Below are 16,257 nucleotides of genomic sequence, written 5' to 3' on the forward strand. Positions count from 1 at the left end.
CATGCTGCAGGACATCGCAATCCTGACCGGCGGTCAGGTCATCAGCGAAGATCTGGGCATGAAGCTCGAGTCCGTCACCATGGACATGCTGGGCACCGCCAAGAAGATCGAAATCACCAAAGACGAAACCACCATCGTCGACGGTGCTGGCGAGAAAGCCGAGATCGAAGCCCGTGTTGGCCAGATCCGCACTCAGATCGAAGAAACCACCAGCGACTACGACCGTGAGAAGCTGCAAGAGCGTGTTGCCAAACTGGCAGGCGGTGTTGCTGTTATCCGCGTCGGCGGCATGACCGAAGTTGAAGTGAAAGAGCGTAAGGACCGTGTGGACGATGCTCTGAACGCAACCCGCGCCGCCGTTCAGGAAGGCGTTGTTGTGGGTGGTGGTGTTGCTCTGGTTCAGGCCGGTAAAGCACTGGACGCTCTGGAAGGTGCAAACGCGGATCAGAACGCAGGCATCAACATCGTTCGCAAAGCCATCGAAGCGCCGCTGCGCCAGATCGCTGAAAACGCAGGTGTCGATGGTGCGGTTGTTGCGGGCAAAGTCCGTGAGTCTTCGGACGCAGCATTCGGCTTCAACGCGCAGACCGAAGAATATGGCGACATGTTCTCGTTCGGTGTCATCGACCCGGCCAAAGTTGTCCGTACCGCTCTGGAAGATGCGGCATCGGTTGCTGGCCTGCTGGTCACCACCGAAGCTATGGTTGCCGACAAGCCGCAGAAAGACGCACCTGCTGCAGGCGGCATGCCCGACATGGGCGGCATGGGCGGCATGATGTAACCACGTCGAATTCGCCGCGGCGAATTCTGACGGTCCCGACAGGTGATTGGCTGAATGGCCAAGCTACCGAGAGGGGTGACACAGTACTAGTTTTCGGGGTCGCCTTCGGGCGGCCCCGTTTTGTTGCCGATAGCCGCTTTGCGGCTATGCCTCCGGCGGGAGTATTTTGGAAAAGATGAAGAACGGGCAGCATGTCCAAGGATTGTGAGTGTCCATATCGCTTGCAACCGGATATGCGGGTTCCATGAGACTATTTGTTCTGACCGCCCTGACGATGTGCGCCTTTGCGGCAAATTCCATCCTGAACCGGTTGGCTATCGACAGCGGCGCCAGCGATCCGGCCGGTTTCGCGGTTGTGCGAGTGCTGGCTGGCGCGCTGGTTTTGACCGCGCTGGTTCTGGCACGTGGCGGGCATTTGCCTTTGCACAACCGTCGGCGGGTCATTGGAGCGGGTTCATTGTCTCTGTACATGATCGGGTTTTCCCTGGCGTACCTGACACTGGATGCTGGTCTTGGTGCGTTGGTTTTGTTTGCCGTTGTTCAAATCACGATGTTTGCTTTCACGGCCGCCAAGGGTACGCTGCCGACCCGGCAACAGTTGGCGGGCGCGGCCATGGCTTTGGCGGGTTTGGCCTATGTCCTTTGGCCATCGGGCACGGTGCGGGTTGACCCGGCGGGCACCGCCCTGATGATTGCCGCTGGTGTCGGATGGGCCGCCTATTCTTTGGCAGGGCGATCTGAACCAGATGCTTTGCAGGGCACAGCGGCAAATTTCCTTATCGCTCTGCCTGTCACCGGATTAACCCTGCTTGTCACCGGGGCAGAATGGCACATGACTGGTATGGGCTATGTGCTGGCAGCTGTGTCCGGGGGTATTACGTCAGGGTTGGGATACGCTTTGTGGTATCGCGTGTTGCCGAAACTTGCGCCAACAGTGGCTGCCGTGGTGCAACTCAGCGTGCCTGTGATCGCGATCCTGGGGGGTGTTGTGCTGCTGGGTGAAACTGCCAGCGCCCGGCTGGTCTTTGGCGCAGCTGTGGTTCTGGGCGGTATTGCGCTGGCCGTGCTGCAACGTCAGCGGAGCTAGGGCTTTCATCGGCGTCTCATAGGCTTTATCTGGCGCGTATGAGACTATTGATTGCCCTGCTGTTTTTCATTTTCCCTGCCGCAGCCAGCGCGAAATGCGTGATCCTTTTGCATGGGCTGGCGCGGACCGAGGCTTCGTTTGCCGTGATGGAGGAGTTGTTCGAAGCACACGGCTATAAGGTCGTGCGCCCCGGATACCCATCGACCGAAATTGGCATTCCGGAACTTGCTGAACGGACCCTGCCCGATGCTTTTGCCGCTTGCGGGGAAGATAAAGTCAATGTTGTCGCGCATTCCATGGGCGGCATCCTGCTGCGGTATTGGCTCAAGGATCATCACCCCGCCAACATGGGCCGAGCGGTCATGCTGGGCCCGCCGAACCAAGGCAGTCAGCTGGTCGACGAGCTTAGCGCGTGGGAGGTGTTCGGGTATCTGAACGGTCCTGCTGGTCTGCAGCTGAGCACAGGGCCCGAAGGCATCCCTCGTCGTCTGCCCGCGGTGGATTTCGAACTGGGTGTCATTGCGGGAAATGAATCTCTGAACCTTGTATTTTCTTCGATCATCGATGGGCCCGACGATGGCAAGGTTTCGATTGAAAGCACCAAAGTCGAAGGCATGACCGATCATCTTGTTCTGCCGGTGACTCACACTTTCATGATGAACAATCCGCGCGTCATGGCCCAGGCACTGCATTTCATCGAATTCGGACGGTTCGATCCGCAGATCACTTGGCTCGATGGCGTGATGGACATAATAGACGAGATCTGTATCGGGCAAGACTGCTCAAACCCGGCCTCGGAGCCCTCACGATGACTGCATTGAACCTGACATTGACCGGCGCAGAGGTTCTGTTGCCGGGTCAGGGTTTGTCGCGCGCGGACCTGACCCTGGCAGAAGGCGTGATACAGGCAGAACCCACCGGGCGAAGGGTTGATCTGAGCGGCTATCTTGTCCTGCCCGGTATCATCGATCTGCACGGGGACGGGTTCGAACGCCATATCGCCCCGCGACGCGGAGCGATGAAGCAGATGAATGAAGGTATTTTTTCGGTCGAGGCCGAGTTAGCTGCGAACGGTATTACCACAGCAGTGCTGGCTCAGTTTTACAGCTGGGAAGGCGGCGTGCGGGGACCGGACTTTGCGGCGCAGGTGTTTCGGGCCATTGCCGCCGTGAAAGACAGCACCGTCACCGATCTGATCCCGCAATTGCGGTTTGAGACCAATATGCTTGAGGACTATGCCGGATTGGCCCGCCGCATCGCTGATTGGCAGGTGCCTTATGTGGTGTTCAATGATCATCTGCCGCATGATCGCTTGGCGCAGGGCAAAAAGCCTCCGCGCCTGACTGGGCAGGCGCTGAAGGCCGGTCGCAATCCCGAGGCGCATTTTGAGATGTTGCTCAGCATGCATGCGCGTCGCAACGAGGTGCCAGCGGCGGTCGAGGCACTGTGTGCTGACCTTAAAGATATGGGCACACGTCTAGGCAGCCATGATGACGCCACCGCTGAAGCAAGGGCATGGTGGCGCGACCGAGGTGTCCGCATTGCCGAATTCCCGGAAACGCTTGACGCTGCCGAGGCCGCGCGTTCTGCCGGGGATCATATCATCCTAGGCTCACCCAACGTGGTGCGGGGTGGATCGCATAAAGGCAATGCCAGTGCGGTCGAACTGATCGCTATGGGTCTCTGCGATGCGCTGGCTTCTGACTATCATTACCCAAGCCCACGCCGGGCCGCATTGATGCTGTTCAAAACCGGTCTGCTTGATTTCGAAGGTGCGTGGAGCCTGATTTCTGTGGGCCCCGCAAAAGTGCTTGATCTGCCGGACCGGGGCACACTTGCCCCCGGCAAACGGGGTGATTTGGTCATTCTCGACACGGCCACCCACCGGGTCGCAGCGACCATGGCCGGTGGGCGTGTCAGCCACATGTCAGGGGACATTGCGGCACGCTTTCTGAACGCAACGATGCCGTAGGCAAAGTATTACTTTAACGCTTGATCCTGTTGAAATGGCCCATCTTGCGTCCGGCTTTGACCTCGGCTTTGCCGTATAGATGAAGTGCAACGTCCCGTTCTCGGGCCAGCTCGGGCACGCGATCCATGTCGTTTCCGATCAGGTTCTCCATCACCACATCCGAATGGCGCTGCCCGTCGCCCAGAGGCCAGCCCGCCACCGCGCGGATATGCTGTTCGAACTGATCCACGGCACAGCCGTTCTGCGTCCAGTGGCCCGAGTTGTGCACGCGCGGCGCAATCTCGTTCACGATCAGACCACCAGGGGTAACAAACAGTTCAACCCCCATGACCCCCACATATTCCAACGCATTCAGAATGTTGGCCGCCAGCAGGATTGCATCCGTGCGCTGGGCAGGTGACAGACGGGCAGGGATCGTGGTGGTGTGCAGGATACCGTCGCGATGTACGTTCTCGCCCGGATCGAAACAGGCCACCTGGCCGTCCAGCCCTCGTGCTGCAATGATCGACACCTCGTGTGAGAAGTCCACGAACCCTTCCAGAATAGCAGGCGCGCCCGCCATGTCGGCCAAAGCAGCCTCGGCGTCCTCGGGGCTGCGCAACCGAGCCTGCCCCTTGCCGTCATAACCAAAGCGGCGGGTTTTCAGGATGGCAGGTGTCCCGATTTGTTCGATTGCCGAATTCAGGCTGTCCAGATTGGAAACATCCGCAAACGGGGCCGTTTTCAGGCCCAGGTCTTGCAGAAAATTCTTCTCGGTCAAACGGTCCTGACTGACCCGCAACGCTTCGCGTCCCGGGCGGATCGGGCGGTGAGATTCCAGAATGTCCAGTGCCTCGGTCGGGATGTTTTCGAACTCATAGGTGATGACATCCACCGCATCGGCGAAGGCTTTCAGGGCATCGATGTCGTCGTAAGGTGCCGTCGTGACACGATCCGCGACCTGCCCGGCAGGCGGGTTCGCGCCCGGTTCATAGATATGTGTGACAAAGCCGAGCCTTGACGCCGCCACGGACAGCATCCGGCCCAGTTGACCACCCCCCAGAATTCCGATCACCGCGCCTTGGGCAAGCATTTCTGCCATCTTCAACTCTCCAAACGTTTGCCAATTGCACTCAACGCCGAATGCAGCGCGTCATGCGCGCCCTGATCCTTCAGGGTGTCTGTCATCTGCAAGCTTAATGTGCCCTCTGTCGCGAGTGCGTCACGTTCCTGCGCCAGCCGACCTGCGGTGCCTTTTTCCATCGTGGCCAGGAAACCTGACATCAACTGGGTCGTATAGAACTCAGCCTTGTCTGCATCACCGGTCACACCGCCCAGCCATTTGGCTCCGGTGGCCATCAGATCGAGAATGCCGGGCACCATGGCACAAATGGCGAAATGTGCGTTCAGCGCAGCTTCATCGGCGACTTTGACCACCGGATTCTCAGGCTCAAACAAGCTGGCGAGCAGCTGATCATTGCCAAATGCGGCCATCGGGCAACCGCCAGTTTCCAGAAATCCCAGTGGAATCGTCTGCACGAAATCCGATGCAGGCGCACACAACTCGGCAAGGTGTTCGGCCGAAACAGCCGCCATGACCGAAACGATCTGTTGATCCGCGCGAAAGGATAGAGGGGTCAGAACTTCAGCTGCAACATGCGGGCGCAGGCACAGGAACACGACGTCCGAGGCATCAATCACCTCCTGGGGGGCAGCGACCGTCACGCCCAACTCGGCTTTCAAAGCGGATGAAACTTTGGTATTGCGCTCGGTCACGCAGATTTCATGCCCTTTGGTAGCCATCAACCGCGCGATAGGGGCGGCGATGTGACCTGTGCCGATGAGGCCGATCCGGCTCATCCCTGCGGTTCCTCAGGGATTGAGGCCGACAACGCCTCGCGCCAGTTGTCCAGCCGTTCGGCCAGAGCCTCGTCTTGCAGAGCCAGAATACCGGCAGCCATCAGGCCGGCGTTGGTCCCTCCGGCGGACCCGATCGCCATGGTGGCCACGGGGAAGCCCTTGGGCATTTGCACGATGGAATACAGCGAATCCACGCCTGACAGGGCGCGCGTTTGAACCGGTACACCGATCACCGGCACTCGCGTTTTCGATGCCATCATGCCAGGCAGGTGCGCAGCGCCGCCCGCGCCCGCGATGATCACGTGCAATCCACGAGATACGGCAGTATTGCCATACTCCCATAGCCGGTCTGGTGTGCGGTGGGCCGACACGATGCGCGCTTCATAAGCGATGCCCAGTTCGTCCAGAATATCTGCGGCTTCTTTCATCGTGGGCCAATCCGACTGACTGCCCATGATGATCCCGACTTTCACTTCGCTCATCCGCTTTTGTCCCTGCGCTCAGAAAGAGCGCGCACTATAGCCAAATCCGGTTCTCTGGCAATGCGCTACAGAGCGTTCAGGCAATGATATCGGGGGTCAGGCGGTCTTCGATGATGCGGATGATGTCTTTCAGACGCAGTTTCTCTTTTTTCAGCCGTCGTAACGTCAACTGATCCGCAGTTCCCCGGTCATGTAGCGCTTCAATCGCTTCATCCAGATCGCGGTGCTGACGGCGGAAAACTTCCAGCTCAACCCGCAGAACTTCATCAGTTTTCATGGAAAGATCGGTGGGCGCGTTCATTGGCGACTCGGGGTTGTTGTGGTGCTTACCCAACAAGATAGTGTGTCAGACGTTATCGCGCCAGACCTTGTGGACATCCTGGTTTCTTCCCATATTCTATTACAGGCGGTTGCCAGAACGGGGCCGCACACCACGTCGCTTTGACAATAAAGGACGAAAATACGTGTCGAAACTTACTCTTGGCTCATACCCGCATCTTTTGGGGTTCGAGCAACTGGAACGCCTTCTGGAACGGTCTGCAAAGGCTGGCAACGAAGGATACCCGCCCTATAACATCGAACAGACTTCGGACTTTTCCTATCGCATCACTCTTGCGGTAGCTGGGTTCGCCGAAGAGGATCTGTCGATTACCATCGAAGATCGCCAACTGGTGATCCGGGGCCGTCAACGCGATGACAGCGAGGGGCGTATATTCCTGCATCGTGGCATTGCGGCGCGCCAGTTTCAGCGCATGTTCGTGCTGGCTGACGGTGTCGAAGTGGGCGAGGCGATCATGGAAAATGGTCTGCTGCATGTGGATCTGACCCGCGCTGTGCCGGAAACCGTGGTGCAAACGATCAACATACGGAAGGGGTAAGAGCAATGAATACACCGATAGAACTCAACACCGAAGGCGACCGTATTGTTTATGTCAAAACGGTCGAGGTTGCCGATCTGCCGCGTGATCTGCGCGATCAGGCGGGGGATCTGAACCAGCTTTATGCTGTACATGATTCCGATGGCCAGCAGCTGGCGCTGGTAGCCGACCGCAAGCTGGCTTTTGTGTTGGCCCGCCAGCATGACCTGTCCCCGGTGGCCGTTCACTGAACGGCCTCTCCGCGCTTATTGGGGCGTGACAATTCCCGCAACACACGCGACACATACGAACTGGCGGACTGTACCGCTTTGACCTGTTCCCGGGAGCTTTTCGCATGAGCTGGTTCGAATTCGATTGGGTAGACGCCTTTAGTGACCGCGCCTTTGGTGGCAATGGATGTGCCGTGGTTCATGACGGTGCACATTTGTCCGAACAGGTGTGCATGGCCTATGTGCGCGAAACCTCTTTGGTCGAATGCACCTTTACTGGCCCATCGGATGTGGCCGATATCCGCGTGCGGTACTTTCTGGCCAGCCGGGAAATTCCCTTTGCCGGGCATCCCACCATAGCAACCGTCGCTGCCATGCGGTCACGTGGGATGATTGAGGGCGAGAGCCTGACGCTGGAAACCGGGGCAGGTGTCGTTTCGATCCGGTTGACAGGTGATGAGATCGAAATGACCCAGGTTGCACCGCAATTTGGTGCACATGTTCCGGCGGATCTGGTGGCTTCGACCATCGGCCTTCCTGAAAGCGCTATAATCTCTCCGCCTCAGTTTGTTTCAACCGGTCTGCCTTTCTGCATCACCGTTCTGCGCGATCATGAGGCCTTGCGGGCGGCTCAACTGGTCGAGGGTCCGTTGAGAAAAGTGGCCGAGGCTGCGGGATTTTCGGGCTCGGACATGGCTGAACCCTTTCTGGTGACGCTCGAAGGAGCCACCGATGTAGGTGATACATTCTCGCGCCTTTTGCTGGCACCACCCAGCCCGCCCGAAGACCCCTTCACCGGGTCTGCTACTGGGGCAATGGCGGCGTATCTTTGGAAATATGGATTGATGCCCAAAGACAGTTTCATCGCGGAACAGGGCCACGACATGGGACGTCCTGGACAGGCCACCGTCACGCGCGTCGGTCCGACAGATGGAATGACCGGGATCAAGGTCGCCGGACGTGGGCATGTATTGATGCGCGGGCAGGTCGATCTGCCGACGGATGTGCGTTAAGTGGCCGGTCATGGCGACCCCAGTCGGAAATCGAAATAGCATTCTGCCCTTAGGCCCTTGGCGCAGGTCGCATCCAGTCCAGTGGCGTGATTGGCGCGGACCGAGGGTCGATCCCGTGTCGGGCGCAAAGCGTATCGAGATATGATCCCGGAACCGGTAGTCCGGCCAACTGGGTTGCCAACAGCTTTTTCTGATGCCCGTAGACATGGACCGAATGCGTAACTTCGCATTCGATGTCGTCCAACGCCACGTTCGGGTCATGCAGTTTCCAAAGCTCGGCAGGTGCCAGCGGGTAAAGAGTTTCGGCCGCCATCGCGTACTTGTCTTCACCGGTTTGGCGCAAGAAATGCCCAAAGGCTTTGGGACCAGAACTGCCCCATGGCAGGCTTTCTATGCCCCAGTTTTCGCCCTTAGCGATACGCTCAAGATTATGCCGTCTTGCACGCCGACCCCGCCATGGTTGGGTCGGGTTTGCTGACATCACGAAGTCCAGCATCAGTGCAAGCGTTTGTGAGTGATTGGGTAAGCGCAGAACCCCGGTGGGAAAGTCGTCGGCTTTGGAACGCGCGAACACCCAATCAGAGGAAAAGTCGAAGGCTTTCACGCAATATGCGTCGAGATCGACCCAGATAACCTCGCTTTGCTGAATCAGATGCAATCTGAAGATGTCAGAGAATACAGCTACGCCCTGTCGGTCGCCGGGTTGCAGGGGATAGGGTGGAGGCCAGAAAACGTCGCCGGCAGGGCGCGTCTGGACACCTTCGGGGATGCCTTGAGTCTCGTGCGGGAGATACAGAACAAACGCATGCCCTTGGTCCAGAAAGGACTGAATACAGATCTGCTCCAGCCAGGTCAGATCGGATCCGAACCAGAAACTGGCAATGGTTGGCAAAGTTCGACTCATGGCATGTGTCTATCCGGCATCCCGCCACACAGCATCAACCCGTGCAGCGCTTGTCAATCAGGACAAACAAAAACGGCCCCCGGAAACCGGAGGCCGAAAAGTCGTGGTGCGCTGGTGTCAGCCTGCGGCGATTAGGCCCATGCTTTCCAGTTTCAACAGCACCTGATGGGCACAGTTGTCGACGTCGACATTCTCTGTCTCAACGGACAACTCTGGATTTTGTGGCACATCATAGGGGTCAGAGATGCCTGTGAACTCTTTGATCTTGCCTTCGCGGGCCAGCTTGTACAGGCCCTTGCGGTCACGGCGTTCGCATTCCTCAATCGAGGTCGCAACATGCACTTCACAGAAGGCACCGAATTGTTCGATCTCTTCCCGAACCGCCCGGCGGGTGGTGGCATAAGGGGCGATCGGGGCACAAATGGCGATACCGCCATTCTTGGTGATCTCGGAGGCCACGTAGCCGATGCGGCGAATGTTCAGGTCGCGGTGTTCCTTCGAGAAGCCCAGTTCTGAGCTGAGGTTCTTACGCACGATGTCGCCATCCAGCAGCGTCACAGGACGCCCACCCATTTCCATCAGCTTGACCATCAGCGCGTTGGCGATGGTCGACTTGCCCGAGCCCGAGAAACCGGTGAAGAACACGGTAAAGCCCTGTTGGCTGCGTGGCGGTTTGGTCTTGCGCAATTCGGCCACAACCTCAGGGAAACTGAACCATTCGGGAATCTCCAGACCTTCGGCCAGACGGCGGCGCAGTTCGGTGCCCGAAATGTTCAGGATGGTGACATCATCCTTGTCGAGAATCTCGTCATTCGGCTCGTATTGCGCACGTTCCTGCACATAAACCATGTGCTTGAAGTCGACCATCTCGACGCCAATTTCATCCTGGTACTGACGGAACAAGTCCTGCGCGTCATAGGGGCCATAGAAGTCTTCACCGGCCGAGTTTTTACCCGGCCCGGCGTGGTCGCGACCCACGATAAAGTGCGTGCAGCCGTGGTTGGCGCGGATCAGACCGTGCCAGACCGCCTCGCGCGGGCCAGCCATGCGCATGGCCAGGTTCAGCAGCGACATCGAGGTGGTCGAGGCCGGGTACTTGTCCAGAACCGCCTCGTAACAGCGCACACGGGTGAAGTGGTCCACGTCGCCCGGCTTGGTCATGCCGACCACAGGGTGGATCAGCAGGTTGGCCTGTGCCTCTTTGGCGGCGCGGAAGGTCAGTTCCTGATGCGCACGGTGCAGCGGGTTGCGAGTCTGGAACGCCACGATGCGGCGCCATCCTACCTTGCGGAAATACGCGCGCAGTTCGTTTGGTGTGTCGCGGCGGGCACGGAAGTCGTAGTGAACGGGTTGCTGAATGCCCGTCACCGGACCGCCCAGATAGACCTTGCCAGCCACGTTATGCAGGTAGTTCACCGCCGGGTGCGCGTCGTCATCGGCGCCAAACACCTTTTCGGCCTCGCGCGCTTTGTCCGGCGTCCAGCGGTCGGTCACAGTCATGGTGGCAAGAATCACGCCTTCCTGATCGCGCAGGGCGATGTCCTGACCCAGCTCGATGCTTTCAGCGAAGTCCTCGCTGACATCCAGCGTGATCGGCATCGGCCAGAGCGTGCCATCGGCCAGACGCATATTCTCGACTACGCCGTCATAATCGGCCTCGGTCAGGAAACCTTTCAGAGGGTTGAAACCGCCATTCATCAGCAATTCCAGATCGCAGATCTGGCGCGGGCTCAGGTCATGGCTGGTCAGATCCGCCGCCTCAACCTTCAGTTTCTGCGCCGAGTCATAGGACACATACAGTTCGGGGATCGGGGCCAGATTGCTTAACATCGTCATTGGAAAACTCTTATCGCAGTGTTGATTAGCCAGTGGGTATCAGGCGTTTTCGGGGCATTTGCACCGACTGATGGGCGAAGTCCACCGGCGTCAATGAAACAAAGGAGGATATGCGCTGATTTTTCTAGAATTGGAAGGAATTTCTAATTCGGAAGAAAGTTGTGTGACATGGTTCCTCAGAACGGAAAGAATTCCCCTACACAGAGTATGACTGTTCCTGTTTTTGTCCGTTTGGAGCCAGTTGCGAGGCTCGCACCACTGGCATCGCGGGAATCGGCTCTGAGACGCCGCGTAGCTCGAAAGCGCGGATCTCCGCTTGTGCTACATCCACACCCGCGGCGCGCAGTAGTTCGTCAGAAACCAGCAATTCGGCTCCCAGAGCTTTGGTTTCGCTCTCCAAGCGGCTGGCCACATTGACCGCATCACCGATGATCGTTTTCGCGGCGTGGCCTTGCGCGCCGATTTCGCCCACGACCAGATCGCCAAGATGCAATCCCATGCCTATGCGAATCCCGGGACTTCCTTCTGCCTCAAGCTGTTGGTTGAACAGATCCAGCGCCCGGCTGATCGCTATCGCCGCATTTAACCCCGCACGGGCAGAGGCCACAGCATTGCGTTTTTCGAACACCGCCAGCAGCCCGTCGCCCATATACTTGTCCACAATGCCGCCTTCAGCCGTTATGGCGGGCACAACCGCATCAAAGAACCGGTTCAGCAGAAACACGATGTCATAGGGCAACTGTCCCGTTGTGCGGGCGGTAAAGCCTCGCATGTCCAGAAACAGAACGGCCAGCTTGCGTTCCTGTCCCTGACTGGCATGCCCCCGAATCCGCCCACCATCTGGACGGAAAACACGGAAAACAGTGGTCGGCTCAGTGGGGCGGATCTGGCAGGCCAGTCGTGTCTGGGGCGAAGCGCCAACTGCAGCCAGACTGCGCGCCTCGACCTCACTAGGTGCTGGCAGTGCGTCACCGCCGTCCTCAACAATGACGCGGCATGTTGTGCAGCGTCCCTTGCCCCCGCATAAAGCGGCATGAGGTACGCCATTGGCCTGCGAAATCTCAAGCAAAGTCATACCTTTTTCCGCAACGACATCAGGCCCTTTGGCATAAGAGATGCGCACGGAGTGCCTACGTCGCCATAGTTTACGCCCAATGAACACAAGGCCCGTTATGCCCAAAGCCATCCAAAAGGCGATCAGGGCGTTGTCTTTAACGCTGAACAGCGTCTGAAAGGCTTCGGAGGACGGCCAGTTGTAATGCTCAATATACTGTTCACGCAGAAATTCGTCAGCAAAATCGGCCCAGATGCGGCGACCTTCGGTCAGCAGTCCGGCCAGCGCAAAAAGCGGAACAAAGACCGCGATGCCGATCAGATAAGGCACCGCCTGTGACCACCATCTGGTAAGTCGTAGCCACATATGCAGCCCGATGCACCCATGCACCCAGACAATCAGAAGCAGCGCGCTTTGCATCCAGACGGCAACGCTGGGCCACATCAATATGATGATGTACCCCATCTCGTCATTGACGTCATAGACCTCATGCGCGACCCGCGTGTGAACAATGTGCGAGATCAGCTGCAAAGGGATCAGCAGGCCCAAAACCACCTGAAGCGCCGTGCTGAATGGCATGCGCAATGTCCTGCGCTGCGCGATCGATATCAGGGCCAGACCGGCATGCACGAACAGCGCCGCATAGAGAAGTACGCTCATGCCGTCGTGGCGCGTCACCTCTTTCCGGCCATCCTGCATACCGTGCAGGTAATCGGTGTGAAACAGGCCCAGGCCGATGTTAATGAAGTGAAAAAACGCAAAGACGAACAGGATCAGGCCGCTGCCGATCCGAAGTCGGGTTGCCCACCCGCCGCGCCATAGAGCGTTGTTCAAAAGCTCACCCGTTTTTCGCCTGTCTGGTGACAATCCTGATACGGCACTGCGGAAGGGTCAAGGCGGCGGGGCGTGTTCCCCGACCCGTGTCGGGGACCAGAGACTGCTACTATTCGTTTTCCGCCAGAAAGCGTTCGGCATCCAGCGCGGCCATGCAGCCCATACCGGCGCTTGTGACGGCCTGCCGGTAAACGTGGTCTGTCAGATCACCTGCCGCAAACACACCGGGAACCGAAGTTTCAGTTGTCCCTGGCTTGGTGACGACATAGCCGCCCATATGTGTCTCAAGCGTGTCCTTGACCAGCTCGTTCGCCGGGGCGTGACCAATGGCAACAAAAACACCTTTGCACGGGATTTCCGTGATCTCGCCGGTTTTGACATGTTTGACGCGAACGCCTTCCACGCCCAATGGCGCGTCAGTGCCGATCACTTCGTCCAACTCGTGGAACCACAGCGGTTCAATCTTTTCATTCTTCATCAGCCGGTCTTGCAGGATCTTTTCCGCCCGCAGCTCATCGCGACGGTGGATCAAAGTGACCTTGCTGGCGAAGTTGGTCAGGAACAGGGCCTCTTCCACGGCAGTGTTGCCGCCGCCGATCACCACAATTTCCTGTCCGCGATAGAAGAACCCGTCACAAGTCGCGCAGGCCGAGACGCCAAAGCCCTTGAACTTCTCTTCAGACGGCAGACCAAGCCATTTGGCGCGCGCGCCCGTGGCCAGGATTACCGCATCTGCGGTGTAAGTTGTGCCACTGTCGCCTTTGGCGGTGAAGGGGCGATGGCTGAGGTCCAGATCGCTGATGATGTCGCCGATCACTTCGCAACCCATCGCCTTTGCATGGTCCTGCATGCGCACCATCAGGTCCGGTCCCTGAACTTCGGTATCACCGGGCCAGTTCTCGACTTCGGTTGTCGTGGTCAACTGGCCGCCGGGCTCGATCCCCTGAACCAGAATGGGCTCCAGCATGGCGCGGCTGGCATAAACCCCTGCGGTGTATCCTGCGGGCCCTGACCCGATGATCAGAACCTTGGTGTGTCGTGTGTCGGCCATGCTAACCCCGCTCGAATTGCCTGAAATGGGCCGTTAGCCCGTCGCCCCGATATAGCGACCGACCGACCCGGCTTAAACCCCCATCCTGATTGTGACCCCTTGCGCTGTATCCGCAGGAAACGAGCGATTTGAAAACAAAGAAAATTGCGCATGTGCGAAACATTATTGCGCGCGTGTGGGGGGCTGATATAAGAACCGAAAAATCAGGAGCATTTTATGGTCACGACTCGGCTGGATGATATTGATCGAAAAATTCTGGCGGAATTGCAGGCAGACGGTCGGATGACCAATGTTGAGCTGGCCAAAAGGGTTGGAATCTCGGCACCGCCCTGTCTACGCCGGGTGCGCACACTGGAAGAATCCGGCTATATCACCGGCTATCATGCCGAGGTCAATTCACGCGAACTTGGTTTCGAAGTACAGGTGTTTGCCATGGTCGGGCTGGACAGCCAGGCCGAAACCGAATTGCGCGCGTTCGAAGACCGCTGCCGCGAATGGCCGCTGGTTCGGGAATGCCACATGCTGAATGGCGAGGTCGACTTCATCCTGAAATGCGTCGCCCCAGATCTCAGCAGTTTCCAGCAGTTTTTGACCGGTGAACTGCTGACCACGCCTAACGTGGCCAGCGTCAAGACTTCGCTTGTTATCCGCGGCGCAAAAGACGAGCCAGGCGTGCCGTTCGACGTTCTGGAAGAACGTATGAACCGGATGGCGTGACGCCGACACGTTTCGGATGTGCTGTGTTTGGCGGCAGCATCGCAGCCACCGCAAGGGATAGAACCCAACTTAGTACCAGCTGCATGATGCCCCCCATAATGCAGTACCTTTTATCACGCTCAGGCTGACATCGCGTCGATCTCTCCATCTCCGGCGCGCGGCATCAGCAGCGGACCAAAATCGTTGAGCGACTCGATGTGAGCGAACAGGTTCAGATAAATCGACCGCAACGAATGGCTGATCATGCGAACCGCGTTCACACCTGGGTGATATGTCTCGAACTGTAAACCATCTACGCGAATAACGGAATGCCGTTTGAGGCAAATGTGAAACAGTTCGACAGGCGTAGGCGGCATTGTTTCAATCACACCCATCCCATCCTGAAACTCGGCGACCGGCGTCAGAATCGGTTCACCGCCATGCAGGTGCCGCAAATGCCCCGGAGACCCGACGATTCGCGCCGCGGGTCCGGCGATTACGCCCGACATCGGCTTTTGCATCCCAAACGTGTCTGCCATGATCCGAGTCAGCGGGCGGGTCCGCCCACGTGAATCCTCACGCCCCGGGATCAGAGTGACAGATCCCTTCCACAACACGGTTTGCGAGCTTCCATCCTGCGTCAGAACTGTGTCGCCAGGCATCAGGTCCTCAATCGCAACCGGTCCGTGTTCTGTTTCAACCAGCGAGCCGCGCGAAAAAGCGCAAAAGGCGTCTTCAAACATCGGCAGAGCGGGTGCGATGTGACGGGTTTGAGCCACGTCTCCGTTTGGCAACAGGCTGCTGACTTCATAGCGGCGCAGTTGCGCCTTGGGTTTTGCGACCGGCCGCGGTGCTTCCCGCAGCATGGCCGACGTTTCGATGGCATTTCTGGCCGCACGGGCCAGTGAATTAGGAATAGTCATAAATATTCCGTCCCCTCAAATGTCCGAACAGGCCTGGCGTACCCCCGTACAGGCCCACCTGACGAACAGGTTCTTTGTCTTGAAACGAATGGAAAACCCTTGGACGGTGACCGTTCCGGCCCCGTATGGCGACAAAATCTCGCGTTCCAATGGTCAACACATTGACCCCCCAGACAAACTCGTACTTCACGGGCGGCAATTGCCCGCACACACACAAACTCCTGATAAAAGTCACAAATCTTTGCCTGTGACCTAAGCGACATCGGGCCGGAGTGTGCCCGTTGCGCGTTTACCCCAAATTCAGACCGGCAGCTTGGTCCTGGGGCTCTCCTGCTTCAGCGCCGGGCCGCAATACGGCTGGCAACCCTGGCAGAATGGCTTGATACCCGTTTCCACGGCATTTCCAGCTTCTGGTCCCGAGTGGCGGCAACCATGGCTTTGAGAAAGCGGGATTTGGGTTTCATATTTCTGGTCCTGCATTGCGCGGGAAGATTGTTCCCACATCCTGTATGAACCCTTTGTGACGCGGATTTGCGGCGCAGATAAGGCTTATCCGGGATGTTTTGCAGACGAAATGTGAAGATGCACAGTCCTTTCACTCAACACACCAGCGTTCAAAACACGAACGTCAGATACTCATCTGATAGCTGGCAAAACTCGTTACGATTCTTATTTCTGGTAAACACAACAAATGTGGC

At 58.0% G+C, this 16,257-nt stretch carries 18 protein-coding genes; 8 read left to right on the forward strand and 10 right to left on the reverse strand.

What is annotated here, in order from left to right:
* The 4 genes from groEL to AC2FNU_RS05585 all read left to right on the forward strand — a co-directional run.
* The coding region (groEL, locus tag AC2FNU_RS05570) for a chaperonin GroEL (RefSeq protein WP_496785813.1) at positions 1-781 on the forward strand (781 nt) is incomplete at its 5' end.
* Positions 782-1,025: 244 nt separating this feature from the next.
* Positions 1,026-1,868: a DMT family transporter gene (locus tag AC2FNU_RS05575; protein ID WP_496785814.1), complete on the forward strand. Its 843-nt coding sequence runs from the start codon at positions 1,026-1,028 to the stop codon at positions 1,866-1,868.
* 38 nt (positions 1,869-1,906) lie between these two features.
* Complete coding sequence (locus AC2FNU_RS05580) at positions 1,907-2,680, forward strand: esterase/lipase family protein (protein WP_496785815.1); 774 nt, start codon at positions 1,907-1,909, stop codon at positions 2,678-2,680.
* Positions 2,677-3,840, forward strand: a complete 1,164-nt coding sequence (locus AC2FNU_RS05585; RefSeq protein ID WP_496785816.1) for an alpha-D-ribose 1-methylphosphonate 5-triphosphate diphosphatase — start codon at positions 2,677-2,679, stop codon at positions 3,838-3,840. Before AC2FNU_RS05580 ends, AC2FNU_RS05585 begins: the two co-directional genes overlap by 4 nt.
* Before the next feature lie 13 nt (positions 3,841-3,853).
* Here the strand turns inward: AC2FNU_RS05585 and AC2FNU_RS05590 are convergent, their stop codons facing one another.
* The 4 genes from AC2FNU_RS05590 to AC2FNU_RS05605 all read right to left on the reverse strand — a co-directional run bounded on the left by AC2FNU_RS05590 (position 3,854) and on the right by AC2FNU_RS05605 (position 6,462).
* A complete protein-coding gene (locus AC2FNU_RS05590) occupies positions 3,854-4,921 on the reverse strand; it encodes a 5-(carboxyamino)imidazole ribonucleotide synthase (protein WP_496785817.1) in 1,068 nt (355 codons plus the stop codon).
* A gap of 2 nt (positions 4,922-4,923) precedes the next feature.
* Positions 4,924-5,679: an NAD(P)-binding domain-containing protein gene (locus AC2FNU_RS05595; RefSeq protein ID WP_496785818.1), complete on the reverse strand. Its 756-nt coding sequence runs from the start codon at positions 5,677-5,679 to the stop codon at positions 4,924-4,926.
* Positions 5,676-6,161: a 5-(carboxyamino)imidazole ribonucleotide mutase gene (gene purE, locus AC2FNU_RS05600; protein WP_496785819.1), complete on the reverse strand. Its 486-nt coding sequence runs from the start codon at positions 6,159-6,161 to the stop codon at positions 5,676-5,678. Before purE ends, AC2FNU_RS05595 begins: the two co-directional genes overlap by 4 nt.
* A gap of 76 nt (positions 6,162-6,237) precedes the next feature.
* Positions 6,238-6,462: a YdcH family protein gene (locus AC2FNU_RS05605; protein WP_050604880.1), complete on the reverse strand. Its 225-nt coding sequence runs from the start codon at positions 6,460-6,462 to the stop codon at positions 6,238-6,240.
* Between the two features lie 163 nt (positions 6,463-6,625).
* Between AC2FNU_RS05605 and AC2FNU_RS05610 the strand changes: the two genes are divergently transcribed.
* The 3 genes from AC2FNU_RS05610 to AC2FNU_RS05620 all read left to right on the forward strand — a co-directional run bounded on the left by AC2FNU_RS05610 (position 6,626) and on the right by AC2FNU_RS05620 (position 8,261).
* The gene (locus AC2FNU_RS05610; RefSeq protein ID WP_058275530.1) at positions 6,626-7,039 is read left to right on the forward strand and encodes an Hsp20 family protein; all 414 of its coding nucleotides are present in this window, start codon (positions 6,626-6,628) and stop codon (positions 7,037-7,039) included.
* Between the two features lie 5 nt (positions 7,040-7,044).
* A complete protein-coding gene (locus AC2FNU_RS05615) occupies positions 7,045-7,269 on the forward strand; it encodes a DUF1150 family protein (protein ID WP_496785820.1) in 225 nt (74 codons plus the stop codon).
* Positions 7,270-7,373: 104 nt separating this feature from the next.
* Positions 7,374-8,261 carry a PhzF family phenazine biosynthesis protein gene (locus tag AC2FNU_RS05620; RefSeq protein ID WP_496785821.1) on the forward strand — a complete coding sequence of 296 codons (888 nt, stop codon included), beginning with the start codon at positions 7,374-7,376 and terminating at the stop codon, positions 8,259-8,261.
* A gap of 49 nt (positions 8,262-8,310) precedes the next feature.
* On the opposite strand, the gene AC2FNU_RS05625 is transcribed toward AC2FNU_RS05620, so the two are convergent.
* The 4 genes from AC2FNU_RS05625 to trxB all read right to left on the reverse strand — a co-directional run bounded on the left by AC2FNU_RS05625 (position 8,311) and on the right by trxB (position 13,940).
* Positions 8,311-9,165 carry a hypothetical protein gene (locus AC2FNU_RS05625; protein WP_496785822.1) on the reverse strand — a complete coding sequence of 285 codons (855 nt, stop codon included), beginning with the start codon at positions 9,163-9,165 and terminating at the stop codon, positions 8,311-8,313.
* A gap of 117 nt (positions 9,166-9,282) precedes the next feature.
* On the reverse strand, positions 9,283-11,001 hold the full coding sequence (locus AC2FNU_RS05630) for a bifunctional sulfate adenylyltransferase/adenylylsulfate kinase (RefSeq protein WP_496785825.1): 1,719 nt from the start codon (positions 10,999-11,001) through the stop codon (positions 9,283-9,285).
* A 196-nt stretch (positions 11,002-11,197) separates the two neighbouring features.
* Positions 11,198-12,889, reverse strand: coding sequence for an adenylate/guanylate cyclase domain-containing protein (locus tag AC2FNU_RS05635; RefSeq protein ID WP_496785827.1), 1,692 nt, complete (start codon positions 12,887-12,889; stop codon positions 11,198-11,200).
* Positions 12,890-12,998: 109 nt separating this feature from the next.
* Positions 12,999-13,940: a thioredoxin-disulfide reductase gene (gene trxB, locus AC2FNU_RS05640; protein ID WP_496785832.1), complete on the reverse strand. Its 942-nt coding sequence runs from the start codon at positions 13,938-13,940 to the stop codon at positions 12,999-13,001.
* 216 nt (positions 13,941-14,156) lie between these two features.
* On the opposite strand from trxB, the gene AC2FNU_RS05645 reads away from it, so the two are divergent.
* On the forward strand, positions 14,157-14,657 hold the full coding sequence (locus AC2FNU_RS05645; protein ID WP_496785837.1) for an Lrp/AsnC family transcriptional regulator: 501 nt from the start codon (positions 14,157-14,159) through the stop codon (positions 14,655-14,657).
* Between the two features lie 119 nt (positions 14,658-14,776).
* Here AC2FNU_RS05645 and AC2FNU_RS05650 read toward each other — a convergent pair whose 3' ends face one another.
* Together AC2FNU_RS05650 and AC2FNU_RS05655 are read right to left on the reverse strand one after the other, a co-directional pair.
* Positions 14,777-15,559 carry a Hint domain-containing protein gene (locus tag AC2FNU_RS05650; protein ID WP_496785841.1) on the reverse strand — a complete coding sequence of 261 codons (783 nt, stop codon included), beginning with the start codon at positions 15,557-15,559 and terminating at the stop codon, positions 14,777-14,779.
* 335 nt (positions 15,560-15,894) lie between these two features.
* On the reverse strand, positions 15,895-16,023 hold the full coding sequence (locus AC2FNU_RS05655) for a hypothetical protein (protein WP_496785846.1): 129 nt from the start codon (positions 16,021-16,023) through the stop codon (positions 15,895-15,897).
* Positions 16,024-16,257 lie beyond the last annotated feature (234 nt).

It is taken from the genome of Ruegeria sp. BHSB064, assembly GCF_059613205.1.

What these genes read in the sequence shown, in the direction of transcription:
- AC2FNU_RS05575 (WP_496785814.1), top strand. Translation starts at nt 1,026, where the DNA reads ATGAGACTATTTGTTCTGACCGCCCTGACGATGTGCGCCTTTGCGGCA.
- AC2FNU_RS05580 (WP_496785815.1), top strand. Translation starts at nt 1,907, where the DNA reads ATGAGACTATTGATTGCCCTGCTGTTTTTCATTTTCCCTGCCGCAGCC.
- AC2FNU_RS05585 (WP_496785816.1), top strand. Translation starts at nt 2,677, where the DNA reads ATGACTGCATTGAACCTGACATTGACCGGCGCAGAGGTTCTGTTGCCG.
- AC2FNU_RS05590 (WP_496785817.1), bottom strand. Translation starts at nt 4,921, where the DNA reads ATGGCAGAAATGCTTGCCCAAGGCGCGGTGATCGGAATTCTGGGGGGT.
- AC2FNU_RS05595 (WP_496785818.1), bottom strand. Translation starts at nt 5,679, where the DNA reads ATGAGCCGGATCGGCCTCATCGGCACAGGTCACATCGCCGCCCCTATC.
- purE (WP_496785819.1), bottom strand. Translation starts at nt 6,161, where the DNA reads ATGAGCGAAGTGAAAGTCGGGATCATCATGGGCAGTCAGTCGGATTGG.
- AC2FNU_RS05605 (WP_050604880.1), bottom strand. Translation starts at nt 6,462, where the DNA reads ATGAACGCGCCCACCGATCTTTCCATGAAAACTGATGAAGTTCTGCGG.
- AC2FNU_RS05615 (WP_496785820.1), top strand. Translation starts at nt 7,045, where the DNA reads ATGAATACACCGATAGAACTCAACACCGAAGGCGACCGTATTGTTTAT.
- AC2FNU_RS05620 (WP_496785821.1), top strand. Translation starts at nt 7,374, where the DNA reads ATGAGCTGGTTCGAATTCGATTGGGTAGACGCCTTTAGTGACCGCGCC.
- AC2FNU_RS05625 (WP_496785822.1), bottom strand. Translation starts at nt 9,165, where the DNA reads ATGAGTCGAACTTTGCCAACCATTGCCAGTTTCTGGTTCGGATCCGAT.
- AC2FNU_RS05630 (WP_496785825.1), bottom strand. Translation starts at nt 11,001, where the DNA reads ATGACGATGTTAAGCAATCTGGCCCCGATCCCCGAACTGTATGTGTCC.
- trxB (WP_496785832.1), bottom strand. Translation starts at nt 13,940, where the DNA reads ATGGCCGACACACGACACACCAAGGTTCTGATCATCGGGTCAGGGCCC.
- AC2FNU_RS05645 (WP_496785837.1), top strand. Translation starts at nt 14,157, where the DNA reads ATGGTCACGACTCGGCTGGATGATATTGATCGAAAAATTCTGGCGGAA.
- AC2FNU_RS05650 (WP_496785841.1), bottom strand. Translation starts at nt 15,559, where the DNA reads ATGACTATTCCTAATTCACTGGCCCGTGCGGCCAGAAATGCCATCGAA.
- AC2FNU_RS05655 (WP_496785846.1), bottom strand. Translation starts at nt 16,023, where the DNA reads ATGAAACCCAAATCCCGCTTTCTCAAAGCCATGGTTGCCGCCACTCGG.